The organism is Thioclava sp. F42-5 (assembly GCF_002213195.1).
Taxonomy (GTDB): domain Bacteria; phylum Pseudomonadota; class Alphaproteobacteria; order Rhodobacterales; family Rhodobacteraceae; genus Thioclava; species Thioclava nitratireducens.
On sequence record NZ_NBNZ01000003.1, the window covers coordinates 229,116 to 245,180 of the forward strand.

Here is a 16,065-nt window from a genome sequence, read left to right on the forward strand (position 1 = left end):
AGACAATTTTCGTCGTCCCGATTCGATGGCCTCATGGAAACAGGAAAAGCGCCGAGCTTGTGGGGGTGTCGGCGAGAGATGCGGCGCAGGGGTGTTTGCCGTCTCGCACAGCCTCCTATGAACCGAGCTTCGGCAATGGGTGTGACACGGACCGCGATGCGCGGGCCGAATTGGTCTTAGGGGGCTACCATGACGATCAAACTGGCCGGAGCCGATCTCGATTATCTGCTGCAACAGGCAAATATCCTGAACGATTATTCGCGACTGACGAGCGCGCTCGACCCGAACGGGGTGCGCGAAGTGTCGGGCCACAACAACAACCTCGCGGGCGGCTATACCGTCGATGAGAACGGCAACGTCGTCTGGACCGGCGGTGGCAACGTGCATCCCGATTGGGGGCAGGCCGATACCGAGTTCCTGCGTATGTTCATGACAAACCACCCGACCGAGCCGGAATACGGCACCTCTTATGCGACCGTGCAGAAGATGTGGGTGACGCTGGTGCTGCCCGATAGCGAGGGCCGTCTGCCCGGCGATCTCGATTATGTCCCGACCTCGAAGCAGGTGCTGGTCGACAACCCGATGTCGATGTCGCCCTCGATGTTCGTGGCCGACTCGAACGGCGTGGCACCGGGTGCACCGGGCTACCTGCCGACCGTCGATGCGACGTCGATGATGACCGCGATGTCGGACGCGCAGCCGGAATACCAGTTCACAAGCGATGGCTCGACGCTGGATATCCTCAACAGCTCTGTCGTGGTGGATTCGACGCCGCGCCTGATCTCGCAGCTGATCAGCAGCTCGAATGTCGACATGACCGATCCGAACTACAACCCGGCTGCGGTCGCGGCGATGAACGCGCTTGGCGGCTCGGCAGTGGATGTGTCGAACTCCGTGGTGGGCGATATCACCACCGCGTTCATCCCGAATCCCGGCGTGCTGGGCGGGGTGAGCTATAACGAATGGTTCGTGGCCTTCGGTCAGTTCTTCGATCACGGGCTGGATTTCATCCAGAAGACCGGCGGCGTGGTCATGATCCCGCTGAGCCCGAACGATCCGCTTTGGATCGACCCCGCCGATCCTGCCTACATCTCCGGCGTCTCGAACATGATGATGCTGAGCCGGGCGAAGCTGTCGAACCCGGATTCGGATTTCGACGATTACGGCAACCTGCTGCCCGGCGTGACGCCGCTCTACAACAACAATACCGGCCTGATGATCGATCAGAGCCAGACCTACGGCTCGCACGAGTCGGTCAACGCGCTGCTGCGGCACTACGATGCCAACGGCGTCGTCACTGGCAGGCTGATCACCGGATCCGAGGACGGGATCGTCCATCGCCAGGATGCGAATGGAAATCTCGTGGCGCTCGACGTTTCGGACGGCTCGGCAATCGCGCCCGATGGCACGGAGGTCACGGGTAAGGACGAGCTTGCGACCTGGGCCGACATGAAGGTCAACGCGATGCGGATCGGCGTCGAACTGATCGACACGGATGTGCTCGATTGCCCGTGGATCAACGCCGATGCGATCGGTCGGCTGAACTTCACGCCGCAGCAGGGTTTCCACTTCCGTTCGGATCAGAGCATCGCCGATATCGACGAGATCGCTTCCACGATCGGGATCGATATCAACGGCATGACCTACGAGTCCTACGCGCAACTGGAAGCCGCGGGCTACGATCCCTTCGTGCGTTGGACGCTGCAGGATGCAATGGACGGCCATTGCGCGGCGGCTGATATCGGCGAAGTGCGCACGACGAACCAGCCGATCCTGATCGATATCGCGCATGGCGCGACGCCGGGCCTCGACTTCCAGGGCAACGAGCTGAACCCGGCCTCGGATCCGAATTCGGGCGCTTTCACCTATGACGACGCGCTTCTGGCCCGTCACAAGGTCTCGGGCGACGGCCGCGTGAACGAGAACATCACGCTCACCTCGGTCCACCACGTTTTCCACGAAGAGCACAACATCCAGGCCCATAACATCATGATGTCGGCGATCCGCGATGCGATCGAAACCGGTGACCTCAGTGGCCTGAACGGGACCGACGCGGCCAACGAGGGCTGGCTCGCGGTGGATGTCGATCAGGCCACCTTCGACAGCTGGGCAACGACGAACCTGAACGACGAAGGGGCGGTGCAGGACATCGTCGACAGCCTCACCTGGGATGGCGAACGCGTCTACCAGGCCGCACGTCTGATCACCGAGAGCGAGTACAACCACGTCGCGGTCGACCAATACATGACGACGCTCTACCCGGCGCTGCCGGAATTCGTGTCCTACTCGGCCGATATCAACCTCAATATCAGCCTTGAATTCGCGCAGGCGGTGTTCCGTCTAGGCCACTCGCAACTGCGCGAGACCGTGCAGATCGCGGTGACTGACGACGCCGGCGTCCATCCGGGCGAGCCGGGCTACGTGCCGACCTATGTCGAAAGGGGTCTCTTCGACGTCTTCCTCAATCCCGATCAGTTCGACGCCTACGGCGCATCCGGGATCGCTGCGGGTCTGCTGTCCCAGCAAGGCAACGAGATGGACGAATTCGTCACCGCGGCCCTGCAGCAGTCGCTGGTCGGCGTGCCGCTCGACCTGGCCGCGCTGAATATCGCGCGCGGTCGCGATGTCGGGCTGCCGACGCTGAACGAACTGCGCCAGCAGGTCTTCGACGGGCTGATGCAGAATACCTCGAACAACGCCAATGGCGCGGGCATCGCGCCCTATCACAGCTGGGAAGATTTCGGCGCGCATCTGCGCACCCCGGAATCGCTGGTGAACTTCATCGCGGCCTATGGCCGGGACGAAGCGGGCACGTTCAAGCTGCAAGAGGCGCGCGACGCCTATCAGGCGGGCACGGGCGAGCTGCGGCAGATCCGCGAGAAGGCGCAGGCGATCATCGATGCGGCGGCGGATCCGTCCGATCAGCTGCATGACGCGGCGCTGATGTTCATGCGCGGCTCGGGCGAGCCCACTTACACTCCGGGCGAGGGCTGGACGCTCTCGGGCGGTTCGGGCGATCAGGGCTTCTGGGATATCGACCTCTGGGTCGGCGGCTTGGCCGAACAGCCGATGTTCGATGGCCCGCTCGGCACGACGTTCAGCTTCATCATGCTGGACTTCACGCAGCGCCTGCAGGATGGCGACCGCTTCTACTACCTCTACCGGATGCCGGTCGGCCACCATCTGGGCGACCAGATCATTGGCGAACAATTCGCCCACCTGATCATGCGCACCACCGGGCTGGAGCATATCCCGGACGCCTTCGCGACGCCCTCGGCCACCTATGTGCTCGACGGCGAGACCTCGGCGGGCACCATCAACGACAATGCCCGCGATGGTCTGGTGGCGGATGGCACCGACGCCTACCAATACAACGATTACTTCAACGCCACGCTGGAGCGGCTGCCCGACGAGGTGCGCCAGATCGACGTCGGCAATGGCAGCTTCGAAGAGCAGGTCATGGGCAATGGTGTCGGCACGACCAACACGAACGGCACTTACCTGAACGGCGCGCCGCAGGGTTGGCAGCTGACCAATGGCGGCACCTGGGCGCCCGAGACCGAAGTGCTCTCGGCCGATCCCAATCCGCCGGTGGACGGCGCGATGCTGACCGGCGATCAGGTCGCCTACCTCGGCGATGCCGCAATCCTGTCGAAGACGGTGCAGACACCGCTCGTCGAGAACGCGACCTATACACTGACTTTCGACGTGATCGACCGGCTCGACCGTGAAGCGACCGGCGGCGAGGCGAAGCTCTTCGACAGCAACGGAAATCTGCTGGGCTCGGTCATCTTCGACCCGCCGACCGTGAACGGTGGCAAGGTGACGGTGACGCTGGTGAGCGACCCGATCCCGGCTTCCTCTGCGGGACTGGACCTGCGCATCGTGATCGAGAAATTCGATCTCGCGGGCTCGATGGACCAGATCCTGATCGACAATGTCCAACTCACCGAGAGCATCCCCGGCGGTCCGGCCAATGACGGCCATATCACGGTGATCGGCCTCTCCGGCGACGACTTCATCGTCGGCGCTCTGGGCGATGACGTGCTCTACGGCGACGAAGGCAATGACCGCATCGAAGGCGCGCAGGGTAACGATCACATCTATGGCGGCGACGGCGACGACTACATCACCGATTACGAGAACGACGACTTCATTCTCGGCGGACTCGGTAACGACACGATCTTCGCCGGTCCCGGCGTGCTCGATACGGCGCATGGCAACGAGGGCGATGACGAGGTCCATGGCGGCGACGGCATCGACGAGGTCTTCGGCGACGACGGCGATGACCGGCTCTATGGCGAGGGCGACACCGACCTGATGATGGGCGGTGACGGCAACGACTACATGGATGGCGGCGACAGCGTCGACGAGATGTTCGGCGGCAACGGCGCGGACTGGATGGTCGGCGGCGTCGGCGACGACAACATCAACGGCGGCTCGGGCAACGACCTGCTAGAAGGCGGCCTCGGCCCGACCGCGAACGATGGCGACCGCCTCAACGGCGACAGCCCCGCGCAGCTCAACCCGGTGATCGAGTTCAACGGCGACGGCACAGAGGGCGACATGGATATCGGCTCCTACGAGGACGCCTATATCAACGTGATCGCGAACCTGCAGACCTCGAACAACGCAGGCACCGGGTCGGTCCTGATGGACCAGTACGCCTTCCTCGAAGGGCTCGTGGGCTCGCAATACAATGACGAGCTGACCGGCGCGGACGAGAACGGCATCGGCTCCAACGGGATGAACAACTATCTCGTGGGCGGCGGCGGCGATGACAAGCTGACCGGTCTGGGCGATGGGGGCGACGAGACCACGGGTCAGGCCGATTTCATCTTCGGCGACAGCGTGGTCGTGGACTCGAACCTCTACTGGATCGGCGACAACCGTCACGACCAGTCGGTGGTCGAGGTCGACCGGATCGAGAACTGGTACGGCACCGGCGACACCCGTGTGGTGTTCTCGGACGGCTCGCTGGGCCACATCCTCGGCGACACCGGGGCGGAGGGCACCGACACCGCGCTCTATACCGGCAACCGCGACGACTACCGCATCGAGCTGATCGCGATGAACGGCCAGCAGGCGGTTCGGATCACCGATCTTCGCAGCGGCACCGACAACCAGGGGAACCCGGTCGCGACCGATGGCGTGGATATCCTCGTCGGCGTCGAATTCGCCAAGTTCGCGAATGGCGAGATGCTCTCGCTCGCGGCGGACCCGATGTCCGATATCATGATGAACGCCACCGGGAACCGTGGCGGCGGAACTATCGCGACGCTAAGCGCGGATGTACCTTTCGACGGGCAGGCGACCTACGAACTGGTCGGAGGCTCGCCGGAGATGCGACTTCGCGGCGCCAATAACGATGAGCTTCGCGTCGCGGGCGGGCTTGGCGACAACGAGACGCTGAGCGCGACGATCCGTGCCACCGACCTCACCGGGACGCAGGTCACCGAGACCCTCAACATCGTCACCGGCGATGCCGGAGACAATACGATCGATCTGAGCGGCTCGACCAACGACACCTTGGTCTACGGTCGCGAGGGTAATGACACGATCAGCGGCGGGGCGGGCGACGACTCCTTCGTCTGGACGGTAACGAACCAGCGTCCCAATCGGCCAGAGCGCCCGGACGGTCGCGATTTCGTGGATGGAGGCGCCAATGGGGCGGCGGGAGATCGCTTCGTCGTGTCGGGCAACAACACCCGCGAGACCTTCGCGATCTACACGCTCGCTGCTGCGATTGACGCGGGGATAGCGGTTCAGAATCTCGCGAACGCCGAGATTATCATCACACGCGACGGTGTCGTGATCGCGGAACTTGCCAATATCGAGGAAATCACGATCAACACTCTCGACGTGACAGCGGACAACGGCAATGGCGTGCCCGACGGCGCGAATCCGCGGCGCGGCGACACGGTCCAGATCGTGGGCGATTTCTCGGGCACGAGCCTCGCCTATTCCACGATCACCATCAATGGCGACGCGGGCGACGACACGGTCGACATCTCGGGACTCACCTCGGATCACCGCATCGTCTTCAACGGCGGCGGCGGAGATGACATGGTGGTCGGCGGCGAACGTCCGCAGGACGAAGTTCACGGTGCCCGCTATGGCACACGCTCGGAGAGTTCCGATCAGGACGGCTCGAACAGCGGCAGCGATGGCGGCGCCGACGACAGTTCCGACGACGCGATGTCCGACGGGGTGGTGCTGGTCGGCGACGACACCGCCGAGACCTTCATCGGAATGGAGGGCAATGACGTCATCTTCGCAGGCGGCGGCGCGGACAATGCGCTTGGCAACGGCGGCGACGACATGATCTTCGGCGATGGCGGGGCGGATCGCCTCTTCGGCGGCGACGGTGACGACGTGATCGAAGCCGGCAAGGGGCATGACATGGTCTTCGCCGATGATGGCGACGACACGGTCATCGCGACCGAGGATGACGGGGCCGACAGCTACTGGGGCGGAGAGGGCTCGGATACGCTCGACTACGCCGCGATCCAGGCCTCGGTCGAGGTCGATCTGGGCCACGGCACCAACGGCCACGGCCAGGTGATGATCGGCGAGACCGCCGACCAGATCTACAGCTTCGAGAACGTCATCACCGGCAGCGGCGACGACACGATCATCGCCAACGGTGCGGTCAACGTGATGGATGGCGGCGGCGGCCATGACACCTTCGTGTTCAACTCCGCAGCCGATGCCGACGGCGACCGGATCAACGGCTTCGCACCGGGCGACAAGATCGACCTGAGCGGGATCGACGCAGATCAGGGCGCGGCCGGTTCGCAATCCTTCGTCTTGTTCGCGGCGGGCGATTTCAGCGCCGCGGGCGAACTGCGGGTCTCCTTCGAGATGCGCGACGATGGCGAGCACACCATCATCGCCGGCAATGTCGACGACGATCTGGATGCCGATTTCGAGATCGACCTCACGGGTCATCACATGCTCGACGCCTCTGATTTCAACGGAGTGAACTAAGGGTTGGCGCCCGGCGGAGGGGTCCGTCGGGCGCTTTGTACATAAGTCTCAAGATCTTGGTGGGAGGATCACATGAGCAACGCACGTCGTCGTTTTCAAGCCAGCGAAGAACTCGTTTCCGAGCGTCTGGGCCGTTATCGCGGTCTGATCGTCTTTCTCCTCGGACTGTCCTTCGTGATCAGCCTGCTCGCGCTGACGGGCTCGTTCTACATGCTGCAGATCTATGACCGGGCGCTGACCAGCGGCTCGGTTCCGACGCTGCTTGCACTCTCTGTTCTGGCCATCGCGCTGTATCTGTTTCAGGGGCTGTTCGATGTGCTGCGCAACCAGATCCTCGTGCGGGTCGGTGCGCGGATCGACAACCGCCTCGCGCCGCTCGCGCATCGGGTGGCAATCGAAATGCCCCGCTTCGGCTATTCCACGTCCGAGGCGTTGGAGCGCGGCCGCGACGTCGACACGATCCGCAGCTTCGTCTCGGGGGCAGGGGCCATCGCGCTTCTCGACCTTCCGTGGATGCCGCTGTTTCTGGGCTTCGTCTACATGCTGCATCCGCTATTGGGGCTGCTGACCATCGGTGGTGCCTGCGTGCTGATCACGCTGACCGTCATCACCGAGATGCTGTCGCGCCGTTCGGGCCGGGAGCTGCAGAAGGCCTCCATCGCCCGCGCGATGATCGCCGATACCAACACGCGCAATGCCGACGTGCTGCACGCGATGGGCTTCGGCCGCCGCGCGGTGGAGCGGTTCGGCACCGCCAATGCGGAGCACCTGCGCCTGCATGCGCGCACCAGCGACATCACCGGCACACTGAGCGGGTTGTCGAAGGTCACGCGGATGATGCTGCAATCGGCGCTGCTGGGCCTCGGCGCGTATCTGACCATCGTGGGCGAGCTGTCGCCCGGTGCGATCATCGCCTGTTCGGTCGCAGCCTCGCGCGCACTCGCGCCGGTGGAAATGGCGATCGGCAACTGGAAGGGCTTCACTGCCGCGCGCCGCAGCCATGCGCGTCTGCGCGACACGCTGGCGACGCTCGAGGATGACGACAGCCTGATCGCTCTGCCCGCGCCGACCGAGAGCTTCACGGTCGAGGGGATGACGGTCGTCGCGCCGGGCTCCGGCGCGGTGCTGCTGGGCGATGTCAGTTTCGATCTCAAAGCCGGCGATGCGCTCGGCCTGATCGGGCCGTCTGGCTCGGGCAAGACAACGCTCGCCAAGGGCATCGTCGGGATCTGGCCGCTGCTGCGCGGGCATGTCCGTTTCGACGGGGCCGCGCTCGACCAGTGGCGCGTGGATCTGCTGGGCGATCATATCGGCTACCTGCCGCAGGAGGTTTCGCTGATGGAAGGCACGGTCGCCGAGAATATCGCGCGCTTTGCGCCGGACGCGACGGATGCCGATGTGGTGGCCGCGGCGAAGGCCGCGGGTGCGCATCAGACGATCATCCATCTGCCCGATGGCTACCAGACGCAGCTGGGCCCCTTCGGCACCTCGCTCTCGGCGGGGCAGCGTCAGCGGGTCGGTCTGGCGCGTGCGCTCTACGGCGCGCCGTTCCTTGTGGTACTGGACGAGCCGAACTCGAACCTCGACGCCGATGGCGAAGCGGCACTCAGCGCGGCCATCGCCTCGGTCCGCGCGCGTGGCGGCATCGTGGTGGTGATCGCGCATCGCCCGAAGGCGCTCGAATCCGTGAATCTCGTGGGCTTCGTCCAGGGCGGCAAACTGGTGGCCTTCGGCCCCAAAGACGAGATCGTGAACCGCTCCGTCGGGCTCAAACCACTGCCCAAGGGAAAACCCGCGGCACCGGCGGCGGAGCTGGGAGACAGTATCGAGCAGGCGGTGGGCTGAGCCATGGAACAGGACAAGCTCAAGCTCGGTATCCCGGACGACGAAGCGGCCATCGCGCCGATGCAGAAATACCGTGCGCCGGAACGGCGCTCGGTCTGGCCCGGCCGCGCAGCGGTGGGGCTGGTCGCCATTGCCTGGGCTGCGCTCGCGCGCAAGCTCTTCGGCACGGATGCGGCGCAGGCGGAAGGCGTTCAGGATGGACCGGCCCACCCCCCGGCAGATCCCGACGCCCCCGCCGGCCCGCAGACGCCGAACGCGCATCACATCCCCGAAATGGGGCCGAGTGACGTGCTTACGGAGGAAAACACGCCGCCCGATCCGTTGCCCGACAACGTGATCCTGTTCCCGGGCGCCAATCCCGCGCCCTTCACGCTTTCGCCGCAGCGATGGCACGCTAAGCACAAGGCGACGGTGGAGGCGCAGGGCGATACGCTGTTCTTCCCGGACGCGATCGAGGTCAAGGAACTCGATCTTCCGAAAGTGCCGGTCTTTACCTCGACCCGTGCCGCTGCACGCAAGGCGCGTGAAAGCCGGGGCGCTCCCGATGAAGCCCGTCCTCCGGACGCGGCGACCGAAGCCCCCCGCAACCGTGCGCCGGAGACGAAGGGCCCGGTGCGGCTGTCGCCCGGACGGCGGGATGAGAGCTTCTTCATCGTGGCGGCGGTCCTGCTGACCGGGGCGAGCGATCCCGATGGCGACCCGCTCTCGATCCTGTCGATGCAAGCGCAAGGCGGCGAAGTGATCGCCCATGGCGCGGGCGAATGGCTGATCAAGCCCGATCAGGGCTTCGAGGGCGAGCTGGTGATCACCTACGAGCTCAGCGACGGCGAGTTGTCGATCGGCCAGACCGCGACCGCGCTGATCCTGCCACCCGAGTATCACGACGTGATCGGCACCGCCGAAGACGATCTGCTGCTCGGCACGCCCGACCGCGACGCGATGCGGGGCGAGGGGGGCGACGACATCCTCTATGGCCGCGAGGGCGACGACATGCTCGACGGCGGAGAGGGTTGCGACGTGCTGATCGGCGGCGCGGGCTCGGACGTGATCTATGGCGGCGCCGGCAACGACACGGTCTTCGCGGGCGCGGGTGACGACATTGTCTTCGGCGAGGCCGGGGCGGACCTGCTGCATGGCGAGGACGGCAATGACTATCTCGACGGTGGCTCCGGCGCGGACAGCCTAGATGGCGGGGCGGGCAACGACACGTTGGTCGGCGGCGAGGGCTCCGATCTGCTCGACGGTGGCGCGGGCGAAGACCTCGTGACCGGCGGCGCGGGCGAGGACCGCATCGTGGTTTCGCAAATCGCGGAGGCCACGGGCGACAGCTACGATGGCGGCGCGGGTTCGGACACGCTCGATCTGCACCGCATCGCGGAGTCGGTCACCGTCGATCTGTCTTCAGGGACAATGACGAGCGAGACCGGCGAAGCGACGCTCGTCAGTATCGAGAACGTCGCTTCCGGCGCCGGCGATGACCAGCTGATCGCAAGTGATGCCTGCAACCTGTTCAGCGGCGGCGAAGGCGAGGACGTGTTCGTCTTCACCTCGGTCTCTGCGATCCGCAACGCGGGCGCGGGCCATGACCGCATCACCGATTTCGAGCCCGGCGACCGGATAGACTTCTCGCATATCGACCCGATGGGCGAAGGCTATGGCGAAATGCGGCTGTTCTACGCCGGTGCCAATGGCGAGGTCGCCGAGGCGCGTGGTGGCGTTTTCGTGGCTTACGAGATCGAAGACGGCGACGAGGGGCACGAATTCACCATCGTGAAAGCCAAGCTGAGCGCGCAGCACGAGGATGGCAGCGTCGAGGATTACGACTTCGAGATCGAACTCGACGGCCATCACTCGCTGGAAGAAGCCAATTTTCTGTTTGACTGCGACGCGACCGTCTGACGGGCGCTCGCGAGTTTTTGGTGGGGGGAACCGAAAATGACCAAGACTTACCATGATCCGGCCCTGTTCTCGATCCGTGCGCGGATTCTGTTCGCGACGGCATTTCTGGGCGCGCTGATCCTCGTCTTCGGCGGATGGGCGGCGCAGGCGAAACTCTCCGGCGCGGTGATTGCGCAGGGGCAGGTTGCGGTGAAATCGCAGCTGAAGGTCGTGCAGCACCCGGACGGCGGCGTGATCCGCGAGATCCGCGTGGAGAACGGCGATCTCGTGCAGGCGGGGGATGTCGTGCTGAGCCTCGACGACACGCAGCTGCGCTCGGAACTGGGGATCGTCGAGACCCAGATCCGCGAGCTTACCGGCCGCCGCGCGCGGCTCCTTGCAGTGCGCGACAGCGCCGTCGAGATCGTGTTCCCGGAGGGGTTCGATACCGCCGAGGAAACCGCCGCGATCGCGGATGGCGAGCGCCAGCTTCTGGCCCATGACCGGGCGATGCAGGACTTGCGCCGCGACCAGCTTTTGTCTCAGGTCGACCAGTTCGACGAGGAGATCCGCGCGCTCGAAGCGCAGCGCCACTCGAACGAGATCGAACGGCGTCTGCGCGGCGAAGATCATGCCCGGCTCGAGACGCTCCTGAAGAAGGGGCTGACCGAGAAAGGCGCGATCACCGAGATCGAGCGCGACATGGCGCGGCTCGACGGGGTCTCCGGAGAGATAGAGGCAAATATCGCGCGAGTGCGGGGCCAGATCAGCGAGTCGAACCTGCGCATCTTGGAACTGGATCATCAGGCGCGCACCGCCGCGCAGAAGGAGCTGCGCGACATCGACGCGCAGATGGCCGAACTGCATGAGCGCGCCGTGGCGGCGCGCGACCGGCTCTCGCGCACCGAGATCCGCGCGCCGATCGCAGGGGTGGTGAACGAGTTGGGCGTGCATACGGTGAACGGCGTGATCGCGCCCGGGGAGCGGGTGATGGCGATCGTCCCCGATGGCGAGCTGATCGTGGAGGCGCGGCTGCGCACCACCGATATCGACCAGGTCATGCCGGGGCAGCCGGTGCGGCTGCGCTTCACCGCGTTCAACCAGCGGACGACGCCGGAAGTGGCGGGCGAGGTGCGCGTCGTCGCGGCCTCGGCCACGAAGGACGAGAGCGGCGGTAACTACTATCTCTGCACCGTCGCGCTGACCGAGGCGCCGGTGCTGCCCGACGGGCGGGGCCTGCGTCCGGGGATGCCGGTGGAGGTGTTCTTCCAGACGGGGGAGCGCACCGCGATCTCCTACCTGCTCAAGCCGGTCGCGGATCAGGTGCAGCGCACGATGCGCGAGGACTGAGGGCGCTACGACTGAGATTTGATCCGGGGCGGGCCAAGGTCCGTCCCCGTTTCATTATGGATCAGTTGGCCGCTTGCGCCGCGCCCTTCGGCACCAGATGGGTGATCCCCGTCGCCGCTGCCCGCGCCAGTGCCGGATCGAGCGACATCGGGATATATTCGCCCGAACGCCACAGCTCTGACAGGTCGTCGTAATGGCGGCTCAGCGGATGGCCCGATTGCCCGGTCGAGATGATGAAGACCGAGCTGTCCGGATCGGCGAAATCGAGAACTTCGCGATAGCCTGCCGCATGGACATTGGCGAAGCGATCGGGCCCGTCGCCGCCCTTGGTCCGCCCGCGCATCAGGGTGAAATCGCCACCCGACGTCGATTGCCGGATATTCACGAACCATTTCAACCCCGGCACCTTGCCCAGCACCGGATTGTCCTGCTCGGCGATATGCGCGTCGCCCCAGCGCCAGCTTTCGATATTCGGCCCGTATTTCTTCGACAGGTCCAAGAGCGCCGCGTCGAGCGATTGCCGCGCGATGTCGCTGCAGGTCTCCTTGGGCGCGGATTGGATGATGTCGCACCAATGGCTCGCGCCTTGGGTGTCGCGGAAGACGCGCTCGATGAACAGCGGCTCCAGGTGGTCGAATTTCTTCGCCAGCGGACCCAGCTCGTCGCGGATCAGCCGGTTTTGCAATTCGCGCATCCAGGCGGCGTAGATCAGCGGCTCGGGCAGATGCTCGGACATCTCGCCATCCCAACTCGCCAGCATCTCCAGCGCGCGCTGACGCATCCGCTCGGGCGTGCCGTCAGGCGCGGGATCGCCGGTATACCACAGGTTCGCACCGACCAGCGGCAGCAGGCCGCGCGCGGCGGGCGAGACGGTATCGAGCTGCGCCGAGATGAAACTGTCGCGCGAATGCACCTCGCGCTCGCCCATCAGTTTCGAAAGGCGCTGGATGCGCTGCGTGTCGCCCCAGTGGAACGAGACGTTATAGGGGAAGGGCCGGTCCACCGTCTTGTTGTTGGTGTTCACGACGATGCCACTTTTGGGCTCCACGAATTGCGGATTGTCCTTGAAGGGCAGGGCGCCTTTCCAGCGGTTTTCGGGTTTCCAGCCCGCGTTGGGCATCCGGCCCTGCGTGTCATTCGCCCGGTCGCGCAGCGGGATTTTCCCGGCGGTGACCAGCGCCACACCATCCTTGTCGGCCAGCGTGATATTCTGTGCAGGCGCCACGATCTCTTTTGCGCCGTCGAGCGCCTGCGGGATCGATTTCGCCCGCATCAGGTCCATCGCGCCGGTCATCGTGGTGTCTTTCGGATCGAAGGCCGTCCAGCTGAGCGACATCACCGAATGGGGCGGCGTCACCGTCGCCAGATCGAAATGGCTGCCGGGCAGAACCGGGCCGTTATCGGTCCAGCGCAGGGTGAGTGTCACGGGTTTCGCGTCCTTCACCTCGACGATCACCCGCTTGGTCTTGAAATGCTTCCAGCCATCGGGCGTGCGGTATTTCGTCGGATCGTCGGGGTCGATTTCCTCGATATGCAGGTCCTGATCGTCGACATAGGCCGTGGTCAGCCCCCAGCCCAGATCCTTGTTGCGGCCCGACAGCACGAGCGGCATCCCCGGGATCGTGCCGCCGATCACGCCGCCCGATTGCAGTTGCAGCCGCGCGAGATACCAGATCGAGGGCGCGGTGAGCCCAAGATGCGGATCGTTGGCCAGAAGTGCGCCGCCCGCGGCCGAGCGGTCAGGCCCCGCGGCCCATGCGTTGGACGCCCCGGCAGAGCCGCGCTCGGGGAAGGGCGAGAACGCGCCGGGCGCGCCGTTCTCTGCCGTCTGGATGCCTTTTCGCATTGTCGGGAACAGGCTAGCGTAATCGGGCAGCGCGGCGGTCGCCTGTTGCGGATCGTCGGGCATGATGTCGCGCACGAGATCCTTTCCGGCGAGCGAGACGCGGGCGCGCAGCACCTCGTCCTGCAGCTGGTTCGACAGCTGCACCGCCATCAGCTTCATGATCGCGAGCGAATCCGCGGGCGTCCAGTAGGAGATCTTGCTGTCGAAAAGGAAGAATTCCGGTGCGCCGCGCCCCATCGCGCCCTCGTTGACGATCTGGATCCACTGGTTGACGCCGCGCGCATAGGCCTGAAGCGCGGCCTTGGTGTAATCGTCCTGCGATGCCACCGAGTCGACCGCCGCCTGATAGAGGCCCAGCCGCCGCATCAGCTCGTCGGTCTTCAGCGTCTCCTGTCCGAACACCTCCGACAGCCGCCCCTGCACCGTGCGGCGCATCAGCGTCATCTGCCAGAGCCGGTCCTGCGCATGCGCCAGACCGAGGGCGAAGAACACGTCCGGGTCATTCTTGCCGAAGATATGCGGCACGTCCTCGGTGGAGCGCACGATCTCGACCGGGGCGGTGAGGCCAGTGACCTTGTAGGTCGCGTCGTAATCGGGCAGCGAGCGCGAGGCGAAGAAATAGATCAGACCCCCGATGAGCACCACGCCCACGATCGCGGCCATGATCAGCCGAACGCCCCATCGAAATGCCTTGTACATCGAGCCCTCTGCGCGCCTCACCCGGAATCCCTCCGACCGGCGCATGAGTTGACGCGCCGGGATGGCGCGTTACTAGTTGAGCCCGACGCTACAATCAACGCGCTCGCGCTTCACGGGGCGCGGTTTCGTATTCACGCAAGGGAGAGGTCGATGGCGAAAGTTGCATTTCTGGGGCTTGGGGTGATGGGTTATCCGATGGCGGGGCATCTCGCATCGGCGGGCCACGAGGTCACGGTCTATAACCGCACGGTCTCCAAGGCCGAGAAATGGGTGTCCGAACATGGCGGTTCCGCCGCGCCCACGCCGCGCGAAGCGGCCAAGGGCGCCGATTTCGTGATGTCCTGTGTCGGCAACGACGACGATCTGCGCGAGGTCTGCCTTGGTAAGGACGGCGCATTCAAGGGGATGAAAACCGGCGCGGTCTTCGTCGACCACACCACGGTTTCGGCTGCCGTGACCCGCGAATTGGCGGGCGAGGCGGCTGGCCACGGCGTGGCCTTCATCGATGCGCCGATCTCGGGCGGGCAGGCGGGGGCCGAGAACGGTCAGCTGTCGGTGATGTGCGGTGGCGATGCGGCGGCCTATGACAAGGCCGAGCCGGTGATCGACGCCTATGCCAAGATTTGCCGCCGTCTGGGCGAAAGCGGCGCCGGGCAGGTGACCAAGATGTGCAACCAGATCGCGATCGCGGGTCTGGTGCAGGGCCTCGCGGAAAGCCTCCACTTCGCCGAGAAGGCCGATCTCGACATCGCCGCCGTGGTCGAAGTGATCTCTCAGGGCGCGGCCGGCTCGTGGCAGATGGCGAACCGCTACGAGACCATGGCGAAGGACGAATTCGACTTCGGCTTCGCGGTGGACTGGATGCGCAAGGATCTGGGAATCTGCCTGAAGACCGGCGACGAGATCGGGGCCTCGCTGCCCGTCACCGCGCTGGTCGACCAGTTCTACAAGGACGTGCAGGCGATGGGCGGCAACCGCTGGGACACGTCCTCGCTGATCGCCCGTCTGCGCAAGCTGGGCTGAGCGGGCAGGGCGGCGGGCCATCGGGTCCGCGGCCCGCCCTTGCCGCTTCGGCGCTTGGCCCATAAACCTGCGCCATGCGCATCCTGGAGAACATCATCAGCGACCGCGGCTCGAAATACGCGGTTTCGGGCGGGCCCTGCACCTCCGAGGAGGAGGCCAAGGCCTTCGTCAAGGAACTCTGCCGGAAAAAGAAATATGCCAAGGCGACGCATAACACCTGGGCGCTTCTGACGGCCGACGCTCCGGTTAAGAACGACGACGGTGAGGCAGGCGCCGGCATGGTGATCCTGCGGATGCTCGAGCGCGAAGAGCTCTATGACCACATCATCGTCGTCACCCGCTGGTTCGGCGGCAAGCATCTGGGCGGCGACCGATTCCGTCATGTGCAGGAAGCGGTTCGCATTTATCTCGAGGATCTGCGCGCAGGCTGACAT

At 65.1% G+C, this 16,065-nt stretch carries 7 protein-coding genes; 6 read left to right on the plus strand and 1 reads right to left on the minus strand.

Annotated elements, in window-relative coordinates; translation table 11 throughout:
- Positions 1-189 precede the first annotated feature (189 nt).
- The 4 genes from B6V74_RS10620 to B6V74_RS10635 all read left to right on the plus strand — a co-directional run bounded on the left by B6V74_RS10620 (position 190) and on the right by B6V74_RS10635 (position 12,063).
- A complete protein-coding gene (locus tag B6V74_RS10620) occupies positions 190-6,990 on the plus strand; it encodes a peroxidase family protein (RefSeq protein ID WP_088722767.1) in 6,801 nt (2,266 codons plus the stop codon).
- A 72-nt stretch (positions 6,991-7,062) separates the two neighbouring features.
- A complete protein-coding gene (locus B6V74_RS10625; RefSeq protein WP_075774791.1) occupies positions 7,063-8,835 on the plus strand; it encodes a type I secretion system permease/ATPase in 1,773 nt (590 codons plus the stop codon).
- Between the two features lie 3 nt (positions 8,836-8,838).
- Complete coding sequence (locus tag B6V74_RS10630; RefSeq protein ID WP_088722768.1) at positions 8,839-10,734, plus strand: cadherin-like domain-containing protein; 1,896 nt, start codon at positions 8,839-8,841, stop codon at positions 10,732-10,734.
- A 36-nt stretch (positions 10,735-10,770) separates the two neighbouring features.
- On the plus strand, positions 10,771-12,063 hold the full coding sequence (locus tag B6V74_RS10635; RefSeq protein WP_088718620.1) for an HlyD family type I secretion periplasmic adaptor subunit: 1,293 nt from the start codon (positions 10,771-10,773) through the stop codon (positions 12,061-12,063).
- 61 nt (positions 12,064-12,124) lie between these two features.
- Here the strand turns inward: B6V74_RS10635 and B6V74_RS10640 are convergent, their stop codons facing one another.
- Complete coding sequence (locus tag B6V74_RS10640; protein ID WP_088722769.1) at positions 12,125-14,608, minus strand: penicillin acylase family protein; 2,484 nt, start codon at positions 14,606-14,608, stop codon at positions 12,125-12,127.
- Between the two features lie 48 nt (positions 14,609-14,656).
- On the opposite strand from B6V74_RS10640, the gene B6V74_RS10645 reads away from it, so the two are divergent.
- Together B6V74_RS10645 and B6V74_RS10650 are read left to right on the plus strand one after the other, a co-directional pair.
- Positions 14,657-15,631 carry an NAD(P)-dependent oxidoreductase gene (locus B6V74_RS10645; protein WP_341865708.1) on the plus strand — a complete coding sequence of 325 codons (975 nt, stop codon included), beginning with the start codon at positions 14,657-14,659 and terminating at the stop codon, positions 15,629-15,631.
- Between the two features lie 74 nt (positions 15,632-15,705).
- Positions 15,706-16,062, plus strand: coding sequence for a YigZ family protein (locus B6V74_RS10650; protein WP_088718618.1), 357 nt, complete (start codon positions 15,706-15,708; stop codon positions 16,060-16,062).
- The last annotated feature ends 3 nt before the right edge of the window (positions 16,063-16,065 follow it).

What these genes read in the sequence shown, in the direction of transcription:
- B6V74_RS10635 (WP_088718620.1), top strand. Translation starts at nt 10,771, where the DNA reads ATGACCAAGACTTACCATGATCCGGCCCTGTTCTCGATCCGTGCGCGG.
- B6V74_RS10650 (WP_088718618.1), top strand. Translation starts at nt 15,706, where the DNA reads ATGCGCATCCTGGAGAACATCATCAGCGACCGCGGCTCGAAATACGCG.
- B6V74_RS10640 (WP_088722769.1), bottom strand. Translation starts at nt 14,608, where the DNA reads ATGTACAAGGCATTTCGATGGGGCGTTCGGCTGATCATGGCCGCGATC.
- B6V74_RS10620 (WP_088722767.1), top strand. Translation starts at nt 190, where the DNA reads ATGACGATCAAACTGGCCGGAGCCGATCTCGATTATCTGCTGCAACAG.
- B6V74_RS10630 (WP_088722768.1), top strand. Translation starts at nt 8,839, where the DNA reads ATGGAACAGGACAAGCTCAAGCTCGGTATCCCGGACGACGAAGCGGCC.
- B6V74_RS10625 (WP_075774791.1), top strand. Translation starts at nt 7,063, where the DNA reads ATGAGCAACGCACGTCGTCGTTTTCAAGCCAGCGAAGAACTCGTTTCC.